The following is a 17,420-nucleotide window of genomic DNA, read 5'->3' on the forward strand; positions in this document are numbered from 1 at the left end:
CTCGTCAAAATTTTTGGCTCATATGAAGGGAACCTTCACGATATGAATCTCGTTTTTGAAAATTTCTTTTTTCTGCTTAAGGGTGCTTATTATACGCTGCTGCTGACGATGATGTCGATGTTTTTTGGCCTTATTATCGGCGGAGTAGTAGCGATTGCTCGTTTGAAAGGCAACAGACCGGTTCAATGGCTGGCGCGGGGCTACGTCTCCATTATTCGCGGAACCCCGGTGCTTATCCAAATTTTTGTCGTTTATTATGGACTGGTTGATTACGGCATCGTTTTCGGGCCGCTTACAGCGGCAACACTAGCGCTAAGCATTAATGTCGGGGCATATTTATCGGAGACGTTCCGCGGGGCGATTGTGTCCATTCCCAAAGGGCAGATGGAGGCCGCTTATGCAACGGGCATGACCTCATGGCAGGCGCTGTACCGGATCGTGCTTCCGCAAGCGGCAAGGGTGGCCATTCCGCCAATGGGCAATACGTTTATCGGGATGCTCAAGGAAACCTCGCTCGTTTCATTTATTACTGTAACCGAGCTGCTGCGCCAGGCGAACTTGCTTATTGCGCAGTATTACGTCAATATGCCGTTTTATATCGGAATTGGAGTTATGTATTGGGTGATGAGCACCGCTTTTTCAGCTATTTTGGAAGCAATTGAGAAGCGCTTGTCCAAAGCTTATTAAAAATATAAGAAATGATAAGTTTCACTCTTATTATGGGCTTATATTTCATCGCGAAACGGAAGCTTTGCCGCCAGAGGACGGCGACAGCCGTTTACGCTTGGGTTGGGGCGTGAAAAATACGATGATTACGACGGAAAAGTTAACGAAATCTTTTCAGGGCACCGAGGTGTTGAAGGGGATCAATCTTCAGGTCAATGCGGGGGAGATCATTGTGCTGCTCGGGCCAAGCGGTTCGGGAAAAAGCACGCTGCTTCGCTGCTTGAATGGGCTGGAGACGCTGAGCGGAGGCAGTATTGAGATGAACGGTGTTCGCCTGAATACACAAATGAAGCCACGCGAGCGCACGCAGAATGTCCGAACCATTCGCCGCCATAGCGGGATGGTCTTTCAGCAGTTTAACTTGTATCCGCACAAAACGGCGCTAGGCAACGTCATTGAATCACTGCTCATCGTGAAAAAGCTGCCCAAAAGCGAAGCCATCGCGATCGGCAAAAAAATGCTGGAGCGCGTTGGGCTGGAAGGCAAGCTGGATGAATATCCATCCAGGCTGTCTGGCGGACAGCAGCAGCGGGTAGCAATTGCCCGGGCGCTCGCGATGGAGCCGGACGTTTTATTGTTTGACGAGCCGACATCGGCGCTTGATCCGGAATTGGTTGGCGAGGTGCTCGATGTCATGCAGCAGCTGGCGCGCGAAGGGATGACGATGCTGGTGGTGACGCATGAAATGGCTTTCGCTCGCCATGTCGCGAACCGGGTTGTGTTTATGGATGACGGGCAAATTGTCGAGGAGGCTGCGCCGGAGGTGTTTTTCGACCATCCAGCTACCGAAAGGGCGCGCCGCTTTCTAAACAAGCTGGGCCAGCACAGAGGCGTGCAGCAAGAGCAGCAATAACGAACAACAGAACATTACAAAATGCGCAGCACATAACGAAGCGACCTAGGCCATACAAGAACTTCAGCGTTAAAGTAGGAGGCATGGCCTTCGATTCTTACGAAAGAAAGAGGGTACACCGCAATGAAGGTTACAACAACATGGACAGGCAAACGTGCATTTACATCTGTAGGGCCATCTGGCTACAGCGTTGGTATGGATGCAACCGCAGCATATGGCGGCGACGGGCAAGGAGCTACACCGATGGAGCTGCTGCTGGCAGGCCTCGCGGGCTGCATCGGCATCGATATTACGATGATTATGGATGCGTTCCTCGGTTCAATCACCAGCATCGAGATTGATGCGGAAGGCACGCGCAAAGAGGAAATGCCGAAAGGCTTTACGGCTATTGATCTGATTTTCAAAGTGAATGGCGATGTGCCGGATTACCGGATTTGGAAAGCGATTGAGCTCGGCAAGGAAAAATATTGCGCCGTCTCGGATTCGCTTAAAGCGGACATTCGTTACCGGCTAGTGCTCAACGGAGTAGAAATGACGCGGGGATAAGCTAATCTCAGCGAACACAAAAAAAGAGTCGTGATCCGAGGCTGCCATGGGCGGGTTCGGGTTACGGCTCTTTTCTTATTCAGAGAGGCAGTCGCTGGGGGGAGCATCTCAATCTACACATAAGCTGGAGCTGTTTCCGAGGCGGCAACATCGATGATACCCACGAATTGGCCTTGTTCATTCGTAATAACGATGCAATCGCTGCGCAGCTCGGGGTGAAGATCAATAGCTTTATTTTTCATTGAGGAGATGGTGTCGGGACTTAAGCCTGTGTCAGCGGAGGGGGCGACGATGGAGAGAAAGCGGGTATTCATGAGCTTGGTGATGTCCGTCTGGTAATAGCCAAGGAAGCTGCTTGATAATTGGAGAAAAAAACGGTCGCGCATTACGAGCCCGACGGGTTCTGCCAGCGAATTGCATACGACAGCGCAGGGTGCTTCCGGGTAGCTGCGAAGCAGCTGGAGCGCCTCATAGCAGGTTTGGCTTGTGTTAAGCTGAGGGACGAATGTAGGGGCAGCGGCATCAGAAGCATAGCCAGTCATGCGGATCACCTATCCTCTGTTTTAGTGGGGGTTGCTCTTATAGAGTACGCTAGTAGGATTAACGCGGAGAGTGATATTTATTAGCGGAATGTTAAGATTTCAACTCCTCGTCCACAGTCATATTGCAAAAAAAGAGCGGCCACATCCTCATCGGATGCAGCCGCCCTTCTTCAATCTATACCCACCACATTTCGCCTAGTGGTTCTTTAATCAGCACTTGCTGCAGGTTTTGCACCGCTTTCGTAAAACCTTCATCAACGGACATCAAGCCGTCCTCATGCTCAATGCTCACGACATAGTCGTAGCCGACTAGACGAAGCGCGCTAATAATATCTGCCCATACTTTCAGGTCATGCCCGAAGCCGACGGTGCGGAATTGCCAAGCGCGATCCAGCATCAGCGAATACGATTGCATATCCGTTACGCCGTGATGGTTGACGTTGATTGGATCAATCGTCGTATCCTTCGCGTGGAAATGGTGAATCGCGCCAGCGCGACCCAAAATTTGCACTGCTTGAACCGGATCAATCCCTTGCCACCACATGTGGCTCGGATCCAAGTTGGCGCCGATAACCGGGCCAACCGCTTCACGCAGGCGAAGCAGCGTTGCCGGGCTGTGAACGGAGAAGCCGCCGTGCAGCTCAAGTCCGATTTTCACACCATGCTCGACAGCAAGCGCGCCGATTTCAGTCCAATAAGGGATAACTTTGTGCTCCCACTGCCAAGCCAAAATTTCTTGAAAATCATTTGGCCAAGGTGCAACCGGCCAGTTCGGATATTTAGCATCCTCGTGGTCGCCTGGGCAGCCGGAAAATGTATTGACGACAGGAACGCCCAAACGTCCTGCGAGTTCGATCGTTTTGCGAATGGTCGCATCATCTGCAGCAGCAAGATGCTTCTGCGGGTGCAGCGGATTGCCGTGGCAGCTCAGGGCGCTGATAATCAGGCCGCGTGATTCTACCGCATGCTTAAACGCTTTCAACTTTTCCTCATCAGCAAGCAGGACATCAGGATCACAGTGGGCTGTGCCAGGGTAACCGCCAGTGCCGATTTCAATAGCATCCAGTCCTTTGGCAGCTATGTAATCGAGCGCTTCTTCAAATGACTTCTGTGCGAAAAGCACGCTGAATACTCCTAATTTCATGGGCAATCATTCCTCCTATTTATAAGAAAAGCTAATTCTCATTATACCATTGCCCGATTGCCGATATCTAATGAAAAGTGCAAATTTGACATAATCGCATATAAACAAAACAAAAGGTTACCAAAAGCTTTCTCGTTCGTACAAGTTATAGATAAGACTTGACAGTTTTTTCTGGCCATAAGCTATAATTTTGAATAGAAACTGCCGAAAACTATGGAGAAGCCCAACAAGAGCGGGAGGAAGTAAGCGATGGCAAGTGTCATGTTAGTGGATGATGATCCAGATATACGCGAGCTTATGCACGCGCAGCTAAGCAGTGAGGGATTTCAGACGATTCAGGCAAGCCATGGCAAAGAGGCCATTCGGCTGCTGAGAAAGCAAAAAGCAGACTTAGTTGTGCTTGATGTCATGATGCCCGTCATGGATGGCTGGGAGCTATGTAAATTTGTAAAGGAAGAATACCCAAATATCCCTGTGCTGATGGTAACCGCAAAGCGTGAAATTAATCAGAAAATCAAAGCGTTTGGACTGGGAACCGATGATTATATGGTGAAGCCTTTCGAGCCCTACGAGCTGGTGCTGCGCGTTCGGGCGTTGCTGAAACGCTACCGGATTGAGGCGTCTATGCGGCTGCAGTTGGGCGATTTTGTGCTGGACCGGCACACGTTTGAGGTGATGCAGGGTCAGGCACGGGTGGCACTGCCGCTGAAGGAATTTGAGCTGTTGTTCAAGCTGGCGGGCAATCCGGGCAAAATTTTCACGCGCAACGAGCTGATTAGCCAAATTTGGGGCCCGCAGTTTTTCGGTGACGAGCGGACAGTCGATGTACATATTAAGCGATTGCGCGAACGTTTTGCAGAAATGGATGCGCCTTTTACGATTGTAACTAAGCGGGGACTTGGCTACAGGCTTGAAATGGTGGATGCATGCTAAGAACGTTATATGTCAGGGTCATTATTAGTTTTATAACGGCGGTGCTGGTCGGTCTGGTCAGCGCCTTCTTTATTACGATTACGCTGTTTAAGGACCAGGTAATTACGGAAGTGAAGAAGGAAGTTTTAGGATACGGACAATCTATTGCGACCATATATGAGCAATATGGCTTAGACGAAGGAGAGCGGATTGTAAAGATATTGCAGCCTACTCCTTCATATACACTCATGGTTATGGATGAGAAGGGCTGGTTGAATGAGGAGGGGAAGCTGTTTGCACAATACGGCATTACTCCTGGAGACAGCATTTCAAAATCTGTCATAGGCGGCGAGCCGTTCGTGAATATTGGTTTTGGCTTCACAGCAGGGAATGGCCTTGTGCTCGGGATGCCATTTACATGGGATCATAAATCTTACGGGCTGTTCGTGCATCAGAAGTCGAGCCAGGTGGCTATTTTCAACCAGATGCTGTTCGTAGCGCTTGCTGTTGTGCTGGGGGTAGGCGGCCTGTGTATTTTTGTGGCAGCCATCTATTTGGTGCGTCCGCTTAAGGAAATGAAGCAGGCGGTGGAGCGGATGGCGAGTGGGCGTTTCGACATTGAGCTAAAGTCAGGCAGGCGCACGGATGAGCTAGGGCAGCTGGCACAAAGCTTCAGCGGCATGGCGAAGGAGATCCAGCAGATGGATGAACTGCGTGGGCAGTTTGTCAGCAGCGTCTCGCATGAAATCCAATCGCCGCTGACGTCAATTGCCGGATTTTCACGGATGCTTATGCTGGATGCGGTCGATGATCCCGAGCAGAAGCAGCGTTATTTGCAAATCATCTATACAGAAAGCCAGCGTCTGTCGCGTCTTAGCGACAATTTGCTAAAACTGGCGGAACTGGATTCCGCCGTGCCTGCTTTTGATCCGGTGACCTACGATCTTGATGAGCAGCTGCGGCAAGTTATTGTCGCCTGCGAACCGCTGTGGTCGGAAAAATCGCTTGAAATGATATTGGAGCTGCCCCATGTGAAAATTAATGCCGACGAGGATCAGCTGAGCCAGGTATGGATCAATGTTATCGGCAACGCGATCAAATTTGCTCCGGAAGGCGGATACATTCGCATTGAGATGAGCCTTGATACAGACTCCGTTAAAGTATCCGTATCGGATAATGGGAGCGGGTTTCCTGACGAAGACGGCTATAGGTTGTTTGAACGATTTTATAAGGCAGACAAATCCCGCAGCAAAAAGCTGGGTGGCAGCGGTCTTGGCCTATCCATCGCTCAAAAAATCGTCAATTTGCATCAAGGCGTCATCCGTATTACGAACCGGGTGGAAGGCGGGGCACGCGTAGATGTGACGCTGCCGAGCATGGCAGCCAAGAAGCGGATTCCCTGACAGGCTGAAGGCGCCGCCCGCTTCCTCTCAGATGATGGGCTAACGATAAGAGCATCCCTTGATCGCCTATCCTTTCACTACTGCGAAGGCGAACGCTGCAAAAAAAATGGCCGCCTGCATCATTTTTTTTGCATGGTTCACGTTATGTTCATACAGAAAGTTTAACGTTGAGGTATACACGCGAGTAGGAGGGGTTCTGGTTGAATGGTTTAATCCGCTTTTCGATGAATAAAGTGGCTGCAATGGTTATATTGATTGCCCTGCTTGTAGGAGGGGGGCTATACGCAACGGCGACTCTGAAGATGGAGACGATTCCCGATATCTCTTTTCCAGTTGTCATGATTCAAACTACATATCCGGCACCGCCAATGGATGTGATGGATGAGGTGACGAAGCCGATTGAGGATAAAATCGCGAACATACAAGGGCTGGATACACTCAGCTCCACGTCTAGCGATAATGTTTCCAGCGTCGTTGTCCAGTTCAAGCAAGGCTACGATGTAAAGGAGAAAAAGACGGAGCTGGAAAGCATGCTGCAGGAGGTAGTGCTGCCGGGTGGCGCGAGTACGCCTAAAGTTCTGACCTTCGGCTTTTCCTCCCAGCCCGCTTATTACTTAACGCTATATGCCGGGGAGGGCATGTCGCAAACCGAGCTTAACAAGCTTTATGAGGATAACATCGAGCCATCGCTGGAAGGCGTTAATGGCATTGACCATGTCAATTCGATCGGGGTCAGTTCAACCTCGCTTGATATTTTACTGGATGCAGATGCTTTATCCGTCTTCAACTTGTCGGCGGTAGAGGTAACCAGTGCCATTCAATCTGCTCTGACGGACGGTGCAGTCGGTTCTGTAGAGCTGGACGGCAAATCGCAGATGGCACGGGTGACTGGCGATTTGAACAGCATTTATGGCCTTCGCAATTTGGAGTTTGCGACGAGCACAGGCCAAACGGTGCTGCTTCAGGATTTGGGAGATGTCCAGGCTGTAAACGAGTCAAAGTTTATTGCCCGCTTCAACGATCAGCCTGCGCTAGGCATTCGTCTCTACAAGATGAGCGAAGCCAATGCGGTTGATTTCTCCAATGAAGTCAACGCGGTGCTTACCGATTGGGAGACCAAGCAGCCAGCGATTACGTTCCAAAAAATCTACGATGGCGCCGATGAGGTCAGAAAATCGATCAGCGGCATTTTGAAGGAAGGCTTGATCGGGGTTGCGCTGGCCTCGCTTATGATTCTGCTATTCCTTCGCAATGTTCGGATGACGATGATCGTTCTCGTCTCGATTCCGCTCTCGATTTTAATCACGCTGATTATGATGTCGAGCATGAATATTACGCTGAACATTATGACGCTAGGCGGCATGTTCATCGCCATTGGGCGAATTGTGGACGATAGTATCGTCGTCATTGAGAACATATACAGCAATCTGGAAAAAGCGCAGGAGCGCGGCGAATCCGTCATCATTATGGCTACCCGCCAAGTTTCCATGGCGATAACGTCCTCGACGCTCGTTACGGCAGGCGTGTTTCTGCCGCTGGCTGTTGTTGGCGGAATCGTTGGGGAGATGTTCCGGCCGTTCGCGCTGACGGTATCATGTGCCCTGCTTGCTTCACTGGTCGTGGCATTAACGGTCATTCCAATGATGACAAAGCTGCTCGTACTGCGCAGCCGCAAGCAGATAAAGCAGAACGAGCATGCGCATGACGGCAAAGTAACGCGTCTATATGAGCGTATTCTAGTATGGTGCTTGTCTAATCGGATCAAAACCTTGCTGATGTCGCTTGTTATGCTTATTGTGACTATGGCGATTACGATACCGAATTTGGCGGTTAACTTCCTGCCTTCGAGCGGACCGGAGAAGCTCGTGTTCTTCCAGGTAAAATACCCGTATGAAACGTCGCTGGAAAGCAATGACATGCAGTCACAGGAGATCGAGAAGATGCTGCTGGATGCCAAAGACAGCCAAGGCGGCAGCCTGTTCACCTTCGTAGAGTCCTTGGTCGGTTATGCGGACAGTGACGATACCGTTCCTTATACAACCTCGCTAACTGCTGAGATCAGCGAAGCAGAGGATTCAACGCGAGTATTGAACAATTATGTGGAACTAATTAAAAACCAGCTGCCCCAAGGCACGGAAGTAACGGGCCAGATGGCAAGCGGTGGTGGAGGCCTTAGCGGCGGAAGCTTCTCTTATGTGCTGAAAGGTGATGATCAGCAGCTGCTCGAACAGGGGGCCGCGCTCATCAAGGATAAAATGAAGGAGTTCCCTGAGCTTACCAAAATCACCGATACGCTTAGCGACGCGAAAACGGAAATCAGCATTGCTGTTTCCCAGACGAAGGCTAGAGAGCTTGGACTTAATCCTGCCGCCGTCAGAGATGCCGTCCGGATGTGGCTTGCAGAGCAGCGTCTCGGAGATGTTCGCTTTGATAATGTTTTGTATTCCACGGTGGTTAAGCTTCGCGATGAAGATAAAGGCTCGCTTGAGAAGCTTGGCAGAATGCCGATTTCATCGCCTACGGCAGGCATCGTTTATTTGCAAGAGGTTGCTAAAGTAGAGGAAGTACAGGCTCCAGCTTCTTTGAGCCGGGAATCGCGCTCGCAGGTCGTGAAGATGTCGGCTACCATTGATGCAGCGAACCAGACCGAGGTCAGCACAAGAGTAGCGGCAGCGCTGGATGCGATTGAGCTTCCAACGGGTGTGTCTACCGAGATTCAAGGGGTGTCGGAGGACATCGCCGAAAGCTTCACACAGCTGTTTATGGCTATGGCTGTATCTATCGCAATCGTTTATTTTATACTCGTTCTGTGCTTCGGCAATGCCAGCACGCCGTTTGCGATTTTATTCTCGCTGCCGCTCGCCATTATTGGCGGTTTGCTCGGACTGCTGGTTACGAATGAATCGATTAATATTACATCGCTCATCGGATTTATGATGCTGATCGGCATCGTCGTCACCAACGCGATCGTATTGCTCGACCGTGCACAGCAGCTGCGGCATGAAGGCTTCTCCGTCCGCCATGCACTGGTTGAAGCGGGCAGAGTCCGGTTGCGTCCGATTATTATGACTGCGGGCGCAACGATAGTAGCAATGATTCCGCTGGCAATGGGCGCTGGTGAAGGCGTACTTATTTCTAAAGGGCTTGCGGTCGTTGTTATCGGCGGCTTGATCACTTCTACACTTCTCACGCTTGTAGTGGTACCAGTCGTATATGAGATGCTAGAAGCGATTACGGGCAAGCTGTCCCGCAAAGGGAAAGGCCAATCTGCACCAGTAGATTTTAATAAGCCTGCCAATTTGGAAGGTTAACCATTTAGAACATAAATGGTTAACAGGGTTAACAATATAGAGGGGAGCTGGAACATATGTTTTTTCGTTTGATCAAGCAGGAGAGGCGAAGCAAAGCCGCACTAGCAACCGTGTTTGCGGTAGCTTTAATGGCTGCCGGATGCTCGAGCGCGGCACCTGCTGCAGAAGAGACAGCAGTAGAGCAACAAGTGACAGTCATTAAAACTGAGGCGGCAGCCAAGCACAGCATGGGTAATCCACGCGAGCAGGTCGCTGAGGTAAGCGCCTCGGTACGTCTGGATATCCCGACAATGGCTTCTGGCAAAATCGCCCGCGTGCTGAAGAACAATGGCGACACGGTTAAAAAAGGTGAAGCTATCATTCAATTGGAGTCGAATCTCGCAGTGCTGGACCGCAAGCGCGCGGAAACCAGCTTGACGGCAGCAGAGCAATCATTGGTAAAGGCTAAGCAGGATATAGCTTCAAGCCGTTCCACTTTGCTGAATAATATTGCTAGTCTGGAGACGCAGTACATTCAGGCTAGTGCCGGTGACGATCAAAATTTGATTGATGCCGCACGCCGTAATCTGGAGTCGGCCAAGCAGCAGCTTTCCGACCTGGATAATGGCAGCTCGCTTTCCGGCTTGCAGTCCCAAATCGATGCGGCGAGATTAGCCGTCGAGCAGGCGGATATTCAGCTGGACAGCTATCAAATTACTGCTCCTGCGGACGGTACGATTACTGATTTTGCTGTAAGCGAGGGCATGACGATAAATGCAGGTACGGTAGTAGCTGTTGTGCAAAATGTGAAGCAAATTTCAATTAAAACCGAGCTGAGCGAACCGGCGGCCGAGCTTGCACGAGGCAAGAAAGAGCTCGTTTACTACAATGCCGATAACCCTTCGGTGAAGAAAAAGGCGAAAGTGGTCTACCTCGCTTCGGTACCTAATGCCAAAACGAGAATGTACGCGCTTGAGCTTACAACGGAAAATACCGATGGCTCGTTAAAACCAGGCGGACGCGTTCAGGTGGAACTGACGACCGTTGCGGAGGAAGAGGTTATTGCCGTTCCTTCGCTGAGCATTGTGCGTGAAGGCAGCGAAACTTTCGTCATGCTGTCCAATGCGGGTACAGCCGAGAAGCGCGCAGTTAAACTGGGCCGCGTCAATGGCGTCTATCAGGAAGTGCTGGAAGGATTGAAAGCAGGCGAGACCGTTGTCGTCTCCGGCCAGCATACGCTGAGCGACGGGCAGAAGATTGAGAACGAAGAGGCTGCGAAGAAGTCCTAAGGTTGGCGAAAGCAAGGGAGGGAGCGGCAAGGAGGCTCCTTCCTTTTTTAATTTTTAACAGAAATTTTGATAGCATGTCTGGACTTTCTATTATTTTGTCAACAATGTATGGTGGAATAGCTGGCGGCGGTTTGTTACACTAGTAGCAACAGATTGCTAACTATTGAGGAGAATGTGCGGTACTATGAAAGCAAATATAACGCGTCAAGATGTAGAGTTGCTTGCTCCGGCAGGCGACTGGGAATGTATGCGGGCGGCGGTTGCGAACGGTGCGGATGCTGTCTTTTTTGGTGTGGAAAAATTCAATGCGCGTGCGAGAGCGAATAATTTCCGCAGCGAGGAGCTGCCTGAGATTATGGCCTTTTTGCATAGCTATGGCGTGCAGGGCTTTTTGACTTTTAATATTCTAGTGTTTGAGGACGAGCTTCGCGATGCTCAGACGCTCATTGAAATGTGCATAGATGCAGGTGTGGATGCGGTTATCGTGCAGGATTTGGGACTCGTGAAGCTCATTCGCGAGCTTTCCCCGGATTTTCCGATTCATGGCTCGACACAGATGACGATTACTTCTCCGGAAGCGGTGGAATTTACGAAGCCGTTTAATATGGAGCGAGTCGTTCTCGGCCGCGAAAATAACTTGAAGCAAATCAAAACGATCGGCGAACAAGCGAAGCTTCCAATGGAAGTTTTCGTGCATGGCGCATTATGCGTATCGTATTCCGGCCAGTGTCTAACATCGGAAATGTGGGGCGGACGCTCGGCGAACCGCGGCGAATGCGCACAAGCATGCCGTCTGCCTTATGACCTGATGGTCGATGGCAAGCATCAGCCGATGGGCGATATTTCGTATTTGCTGTCACCGAAGGATTTGGCGGCGATCGATCTCGTGCCTGAGCTGATTGAAGCGGGCGTCGTTTCCTTTAAAATCGAAGGACGTCTCAAAAGCCCGGAATACGTAGCCAATGTGGTCAGCAAATACCGCAAGGCGATTGATAAATATTTTGACGGCGACCTGTCCAAGCCATCGGTAGAGGAAGTTCGCGAATTGCAGCAAAGCTTCTCTCGCGGCTTCACACATGGCTTCCTGTCGGGCACGAACAATAAAATGCTCGTAGAAGGCACGTTTCCCAAAAGCCGCGGCGTCTTCATTGGCCGTGTCGAGCGCATTCTTCGCGATGCGGTAACGGTGCGTCTGGAAGCTCCGCTTAAGCGTGGCGATGGCGTCGTCTTCGACGCTGGCGATCCTACGAAGAAGGAAGAGGGCGGCCGCGTCTACGACATTCGCCGCCAAGGCGTGAAGATTGAAGGCGAAGCGCAGGAAGGCACGCTGCTGGAGCTCGTCCCAGGGCGCAGCGACGTTGATTTGCGCAAGGTGCATGTAGGCGACCGCGTCTGGAAGACGAATGACCCGGCGCTGGATAAGCGTCTGCGTGCGACCTATGAGACGGAAAAGCCCTACCGCGTTTTCCCGCTTCATGTTTCGGTAACAGGCAAGCTTGGCGAGCCGCTGCGGACGGTATGGACGGATATGCAAAAAGGCACGACGGTAGAAGTAGTATCCGAACTGATGCTGGAGCAGGCGCAGAAGCGTCCGATGGATGCCGAGCTGCTTAGCGATCAACTGGGCCGTCTAGGCGGAACGGTTTATCAGCTCGACCATTTGGAAGTGCTGCTTGAGGGCGAACTAATTGTGCCCGTGCGCGAGCTTAACCGGATGCGCCGCGAAGCGGTGGAGCATTTGGCTGGAGAACGTCCGAAGCCGCCCGTCTATGTGAAAAATAACATCGACCCGCTGGCCGATACCGCGGATCAAGAAGCTGTTCCAGCAGCTGTCTCCGGCTATTCGCACGAAGGCGATCTTGCGCCGCGCCTGACGGCTCTATGCCGCGGCTTGCCGCAAGTCGAAGCGGCTATCGCCGCCGATGTCGATATGATTTATGCTGATTTTGAATTTATAAAGCAATTTCCGGCGGCTGTGGAGCTGGCGCGTGCGGCTGGCAAGCCGATCGCCCTGGCAACCCCGCGCATTCATATGCCGGGTGAAAACGGCTACCATGCTAACATTTTGAAGCTTAAGCCAGATGCTGTGCTTGTCCGTAACACAGGTGCGCTTTATTATTATTTGCGCGCTAAGGCCGAAAACCCAGATCAGCCATTCCCTAAGCTGATTGGCGATTTCTCGCTTAATGTGGCTAATCACAAAACAGTGAAGCTTTTTGAAGAAGTTGGCCTCGATATGATTACGCCGTCTTACGACCTGAACATTCAGCAAATGATGGACATGCTGAACAAGGCTAATACAGCGAAGCTGGAAGTCGTAATCCAGCAGCATTTGCCAATGTTCCATACGGAGCACTGCGTCTATTGCACCTTTATGAGTGAAGGCACCAACTTTACGAATTGTGGACGCCCGTGCGAAGATTCGCGAGCTTCCTTGCAGGACCGTATTGGCATGTCCCATCCGGTTCGCGTAGACGAAGGCTGCCGCAATACGGTGTACAATGCTATTGAGCAATCAGGCGCTGAATATATTAAGCAATTTTTGGAGCTGGGCATTCCATCGTTCCGCGTCGAGTTTTTGGAAGAAACGCCGGAGCGGGTAACGGAAGTGCTTTCTCTATACCGCGATGCGCTCGATGGCCGTATTACAGGCACAAAAGTATGGCGTACGCTGAAAGCAACGAACCAAATCGGCGTAACGCGCGGACAATTGGTGAAGTAAGAAAGCAGCAAGGAGGGGAGCCGGCATTGCGGGAAACGCAGTGCCGGCTCTTTTTTTGAAGGAGACGGCCGGATCACTCACAGGAACGAATTTTGAGCTTATCGAAGCAGTTTGACACCGCCATGCGGCTCGCTTAGCATAGGAAGAAGCAGGCTGCAATTTAGAGCCGTATTTACTTAAATAACTGAAGCGCTCATAACGACAAGAGACTGCGGCGAAAGAAAGTACCGCTAATTTGTTGGATAAACTCCCGAAACCGTGGAGATTTTGTCAACAAAAGCGTTACTAAGTTCCTCGCAGCTCCTAAGTGAGCCGCATAACGGATAGGGATAAGCGGGGTAATGTTGAGGATGGACGTACAATGGTATGCAGGTTGGAGACATGTATTTAAGCTGGACCCGGAGCGCAGCATCTCGGATGAGGAGCTGGATGCGATTTGCATGTCGGGTACAGACGCTGTATTAGTAGGAGGCTCTAGCGGCGTTACATTTGAAAATACCGTAGATTTAATGGCGCGCATTCGCCGTTATGCGGTAGATTGCGCGCTGGAGGTATCGACGATGGATGCGGCGGTTCCCGGCTTTGATGGCTATTTCGTGCCGCTCGTATTGAACACGAGCCAGGCAGAGTGGATTAATGGCCGCCAGACAGAAGGGCTGCAAGCATTCGGCTCTTTCATTCCATGGGAGGAAACGGCGGCGCAAGGTTATATTATATTGAATGAAGAAGCGACCGCGGCCAAGCTGACAGGCGCGAATGCCGACCTGGATGAGGAGCAGCTGCTCGCTCATGTGCAAATGGCAGACCGGCTCATGCGCCTACCCGTCATTTATATCGAATACAGCGGACGTTACGGGGATATGGCTCTCGTTCACAAAGCGTATGATACGATCGCGCAGGCCCAGCTATTTTATGGTGGCGGCATCGACAGCGCAGAGAAGGCGAGCGAGGCGGCATCCGCTTGCGATACCGTTGTCGTCGGCAATATTATTTATGCAGATTTGGAGGCAGCACTGGCTACTGTGCCTGCCGTTCACAACACGATTCGCAAGCATACAAGAAACGAAGCCTAGCTTTTATAAAAACAATCGTCTATTTAGGGCTTTATTTGCATCGGTAAATTGACACTTCACGGCCCGTTGTCTACACTGTTGATAGGCGAACAAATGCGAACAAAGGAGAACGACCATGTTTAATTTTATAAGCATCGACGAGGCGGTACAGAAGCTTAACCCACCGCAGCGCGAAGCGGTAAAAGCAACCGATGGGCCGCTATTGATTATGGCGGGAGCAGGCAGCGGCAAAACCCGCGTATTAACCCATCGAATCGCTTATTTAATTGAGAAGAAGCGCGTAGCGCCTTGGAGCATTTTGGCGATTACCTTTACGAATAAGGCATCGCGTGAAATGCGTGACAGAGTTAGCGCACTGATCGGCCCGTCGGGCAACGATATTTGGGTATCTACCTTCCACTCGATGTGCGTGCGAATTTTGCGCAAGGACATTGACCGGATAGGTTTTACTTCGAATTTTACGATTTTGGATTCAGGCGACCAGCTGTCGGTTATTCGCAATTGCATGAAGGATCTGAATATCGACACGAAGAAATTCGAGCCGAAGGCTGTTCAAGCGTCCATTAGCGCCGCGAAGAATGAGCTGCTAACGCCGGAGCGGTATGAGCAGAAGGCGGGGGACTATTTTCAGGATATCGTCATTAAGGTGTACAAGTCCTATCAGAAGCGGCTCAAAAGCAACAACTCGCTCGATTTCGACGATTTGATTATGAAGACGATTCAACTGTTCCAGGAAGTGCCGGAGGTGCTGGATTTTTACCAGAACAAATTCCGTTACCTTCATGTCGATGAGTATCAGGATACGAACCGTGCGCAGTATATGCTGTGCCGCATGCTAGCAGACAAGCATCACAATATTTGCGTCGTCGGCGACAGCGACCAGTCGATTTACCGCTGGCGCGGAGCGGACATTACGAATATTTTGAATTTCGAGGGCGATTATCCCGAAGCGCAGACGATTATGCTGGAGCAGAACTATCGTTCTACGGCCAATATTTTGAATGCGGCGAATGCGGTCATCAGCCTCAACACCGGACGCAAGCCGAAGAACCTTTGGACCGATCAAGGTGCCGGAGACGAAATTACGGTGTATCAGGCCGATTCTGAGCATGACGAGGGTTACTTTGTAACAGGCGAAATTCGTAAAAATAAAAATAGCGGACGCAAATTTGGGGATCATGCCATTTTGTATCGGACGAACGCGCAGTCTCGGGTTATAGAGGAAATTTTGATCAAATCGGATATTCCTTATCAAATCGTGGGCGGCATCAAGTTCTACGATCGCAAAGAGATTAAAGATTTGCTCGCTTATTTGCGGCTGATTTCCAACCCGGATGACGATATTAGCCTTGCACGCGTCATTAATGTGCCGAAGCGCGGCATTGGCGATACGACGGTTGGCAAGCTGGCCGAGGAGGCAGCGCGGAGCGGTACTTCGATTTTCAACGTTTTGGGCAATCTACAGGGGCTGGATATCAATGCCCGTACGCAAGCGCTGCTTGGAGAGTTCTATATAATGATCAGCAACCTTGCTGGCATGGTTGAATATTTGTCGGTAACGGAGCTGACGGAGAAGGTGCTGGAGATGACCCAGTACAAGCTGGAGCTTCAGCGCGAGAAAACATTGGAATCGACGGCACGGGTCGAAAATATTGACGAGTTCCTGTCCGTTACGATGGAATTTGAGAATCGCAACGAAGACAAGACGCTCGTATCCTTCCTGACCGATCTTGCTCTCATCGCGGATATTGATTCCATGGATAAACAGGATGAGCAGGGCAATGCTGCCCCAAGTGACGCTGTTGTACTGATGACGATGCATAGCGCCAAAGGCTTGGAGTTCCCAGTTGTCTTTATTATTGGCATGGAGGAGAGCATCTTCCCGCACAGCCGCGCCTTAAGCGACAATGATGAGCTGGAGGAGGAGCGCCGACTTGCCTATGTAGGCATAACCCGCGCAGAGAAGCAGCTGTTTATGACTTCGGCCCGGATGCGCACTTTATTCGGACGGACCGCATCGAATATGCCTTCACGCTTTCTGGATGAAGTGCCGAGCGAGCTCAAAAAGGATGCTTCCGCTTCGGGCGGTTTTGGCCGCAGTGGAGGAGGCAGCAGGTACGGCGCTGGAAGCTCGGCTGGCTTCGGCTCTGGCGGGCGCACGGCTCCTTCGCGCCCTGCGGCAAATGGCGGAATTGGCTCTGGCGGCCGATCGCTCGGCACGAGCACAAGCAGCGGCGTTCGAGTAAGCACGCCGCAAGCGGCCGGTGCAGGAGCAGCGGGCGCAGCTGGTGATGCAGGCGCGAAGCAGTTCGCTGCCGGCGACCGCGTAGCCCACGGCAAATGGGGCGAAGGCGTTATCGTTTCCGTGAAAGGAACAGGCAATGACATGGAGCTTCAGATCGCTTTTCCCGCTCCGACAGGGGTGAAACGCCTGCTTGCAGGCTTTGCGCCAATAACGAAAGTTTAGCTCATTATTGAAAGGGGACATTTGCTGTGGAAATGAACCAAGCGGAAACAGCTGCAGCTTCACCTGCCCAAACCGAACGAATGATTACGCTAATTGATGAAATTACCGCCCATAACTACCAGTATTACACGCTTGATCAGCCGTCCATTGACGATGCTGATTATGACAAGCTTTATGATGAGCTGGTCGCATTGGAGAAGGAGACGGGAACCGTGCTGCCGGATTCGCCAACACAACGTGTTGGTGGAGAGCTTCTTAAGGGCTTTGAGCCGCATCGTCACCGTGCCAAGCTGTGGAGCTTGGACAAGGCGCAAAACATTGAAGGGCTGCATGCCTGGAACCAGCGGATGCTGCGGGCGGTAAACGATTATAATACGAAAAATCCAGATGTTGATCCGCTCCCAGACCCAAGCTATGTTATTGAGCTGAAGTTCGATGGATTGACGCTGAATC

General features: G+C 51.2%; 13 protein-coding genes (1 of these 13 cut by a window edge). 11 read left to right on the plus strand and 2 right to left on the minus strand.

Translation table 11 applies throughout. The features are described 5' to 3' along the window. Nucleotides 1–42 precede the first annotated feature (42 nt). The 3 genes from BBD42_RS11445 (at nt 43) to BBD42_RS11455 (ending at nt 2,125) form a co-directional block, all read left to right on the plus strand. Nucleotides 43–687 (plus strand): amino acid ABC transporter permease, encoded by a 645-nt coding sequence (locus BBD42_RS11445; RefSeq protein ID WP_099518271.1) that lies wholly within the window; start codon nt 43–45, stop codon nt 685–687. A 121-nt stretch (nt 688–808) separates the two neighbouring features. Continuing rightward, complete coding sequence (locus tag BBD42_RS11450) at nt 809–1,579, plus strand: amino acid ABC transporter ATP-binding protein (protein WP_099521573.1); 771 nt, start codon at nt 809–811, stop codon at nt 1,577–1,579. Nucleotides 1,580–1,702: 123 nt separating this feature from the next. Then, nucleotides 1,703–2,125: an OsmC family protein gene (locus BBD42_RS11455; protein WP_046229750.1), complete on the plus strand. Its 423-nt coding sequence runs from the start codon at nt 1,703–1,705 to the stop codon at nt 2,123–2,125. Between the two features lie 113 nt (nt 2,126–2,238). Here the strand turns inward: BBD42_RS11455 and BBD42_RS11460 are convergent, their stop codons facing one another. Continuing rightward, the gene (locus tag BBD42_RS11460) at nt 2,239–2,667 is read right to left on the minus strand and encodes a CBS domain-containing protein (protein WP_099518272.1); all 429 of its coding nucleotides are present in this window, start codon (nt 2,665–2,667) and stop codon (nt 2,239–2,241) included. Between the two features lie 175 nt (nt 2,668–2,842). Beyond that, a complete protein-coding gene (locus BBD42_RS11465) occupies nt 2,843–3,811 on the minus strand; it encodes a sugar phosphate isomerase/epimerase family protein (RefSeq protein WP_056036991.1) in 969 nt (322 codons plus the stop codon). Nucleotides 3,812–4,060: 249 nt separating this feature from the next. On the opposite strand from BBD42_RS11465, the gene BBD42_RS11470 reads away from it, so the two are divergent. The 8 genes from BBD42_RS11470 to ligA form a co-directional block, all read left to right on the plus strand. Further along, nucleotides 4,061–4,744: a response regulator transcription factor gene (locus BBD42_RS11470; RefSeq protein WP_056036993.1), complete on the plus strand. Its 684-nt coding sequence runs from the start codon at nt 4,061–4,063 to the stop codon at nt 4,742–4,744. Beyond that, a complete protein-coding gene (locus BBD42_RS11475) occupies nt 4,738–6,126 on the plus strand; it encodes a HAMP domain-containing sensor histidine kinase (RefSeq protein ID WP_099518273.1) in 1,389 nt (462 codons plus the stop codon). The genes BBD42_RS11470 and BBD42_RS11475 overlap by 7 nt, the downstream gene beginning before the upstream one ends. A gap of 200 nt (nt 6,127–6,326) precedes the next feature. After that, a complete protein-coding gene (locus BBD42_RS11480) occupies nt 6,327–9,437 on the plus strand; it encodes an efflux RND transporter permease subunit (RefSeq protein ID WP_099518274.1) in 3,111 nt (1,036 codons plus the stop codon). A gap of 56 nt (nt 9,438–9,493) precedes the next feature. Then, nucleotides 9,494–10,705 carry an efflux RND transporter periplasmic adaptor subunit gene (locus tag BBD42_RS11485; RefSeq protein ID WP_099518275.1) on the plus strand — a complete coding sequence of 404 codons (1,212 nt, stop codon included), beginning with the start codon at nt 9,494–9,496 and terminating at the stop codon, nt 10,703–10,705. Between the two features lie 184 nt (nt 10,706–10,889). Beyond that, a complete protein-coding gene (locus tag BBD42_RS11490) occupies nt 10,890–13,427 on the plus strand; it encodes a U32 family peptidase (RefSeq protein ID WP_099518276.1) in 2,538 nt (845 codons plus the stop codon). A gap of 350 nt (nt 13,428–13,777) precedes the next feature. Further along, on the plus strand, nt 13,778–14,500 hold the full coding sequence (gene pcrB / locus BBD42_RS11495; protein WP_099518277.1) for a heptaprenylglyceryl phosphate synthase: 723 nt from the start codon (nt 13,778–13,780) through the stop codon (nt 14,498–14,500). Nucleotides 14,501–14,615: 115 nt separating this feature from the next. Further along, nucleotides 14,616–16,967 carry a DNA helicase PcrA gene (pcrA, locus tag BBD42_RS11500; RefSeq protein WP_099518278.1) on the plus strand — a complete coding sequence of 784 codons (2,352 nt, stop codon included), beginning with the start codon at nt 14,616–14,618 and terminating at the stop codon, nt 16,965–16,967. Between the two features lie 32 nt (nt 16,968–16,999). After that, nucleotides 17,000–17,420, plus strand: partial view of an NAD-dependent DNA ligase LigA gene (gene ligA / locus BBD42_RS11505; protein WP_172455711.1) — the 5' portion only. Its footprint extends 1,628 nt past the window's final position; only the first 421 of its 2,049 coding nucleotides appear in the window; it begins with the start codon at nt 17,000–17,002; its stop codon lies beyond the right edge, outside the window.

The sequence above is a fragment of the Paenibacillus sp. BIHB 4019 genome, from assembly GCF_002741035.1.
Classification (GTDB): domain Bacteria; phylum Bacillota; class Bacilli; order Paenibacillales; family Paenibacillaceae; genus Pristimantibacillus.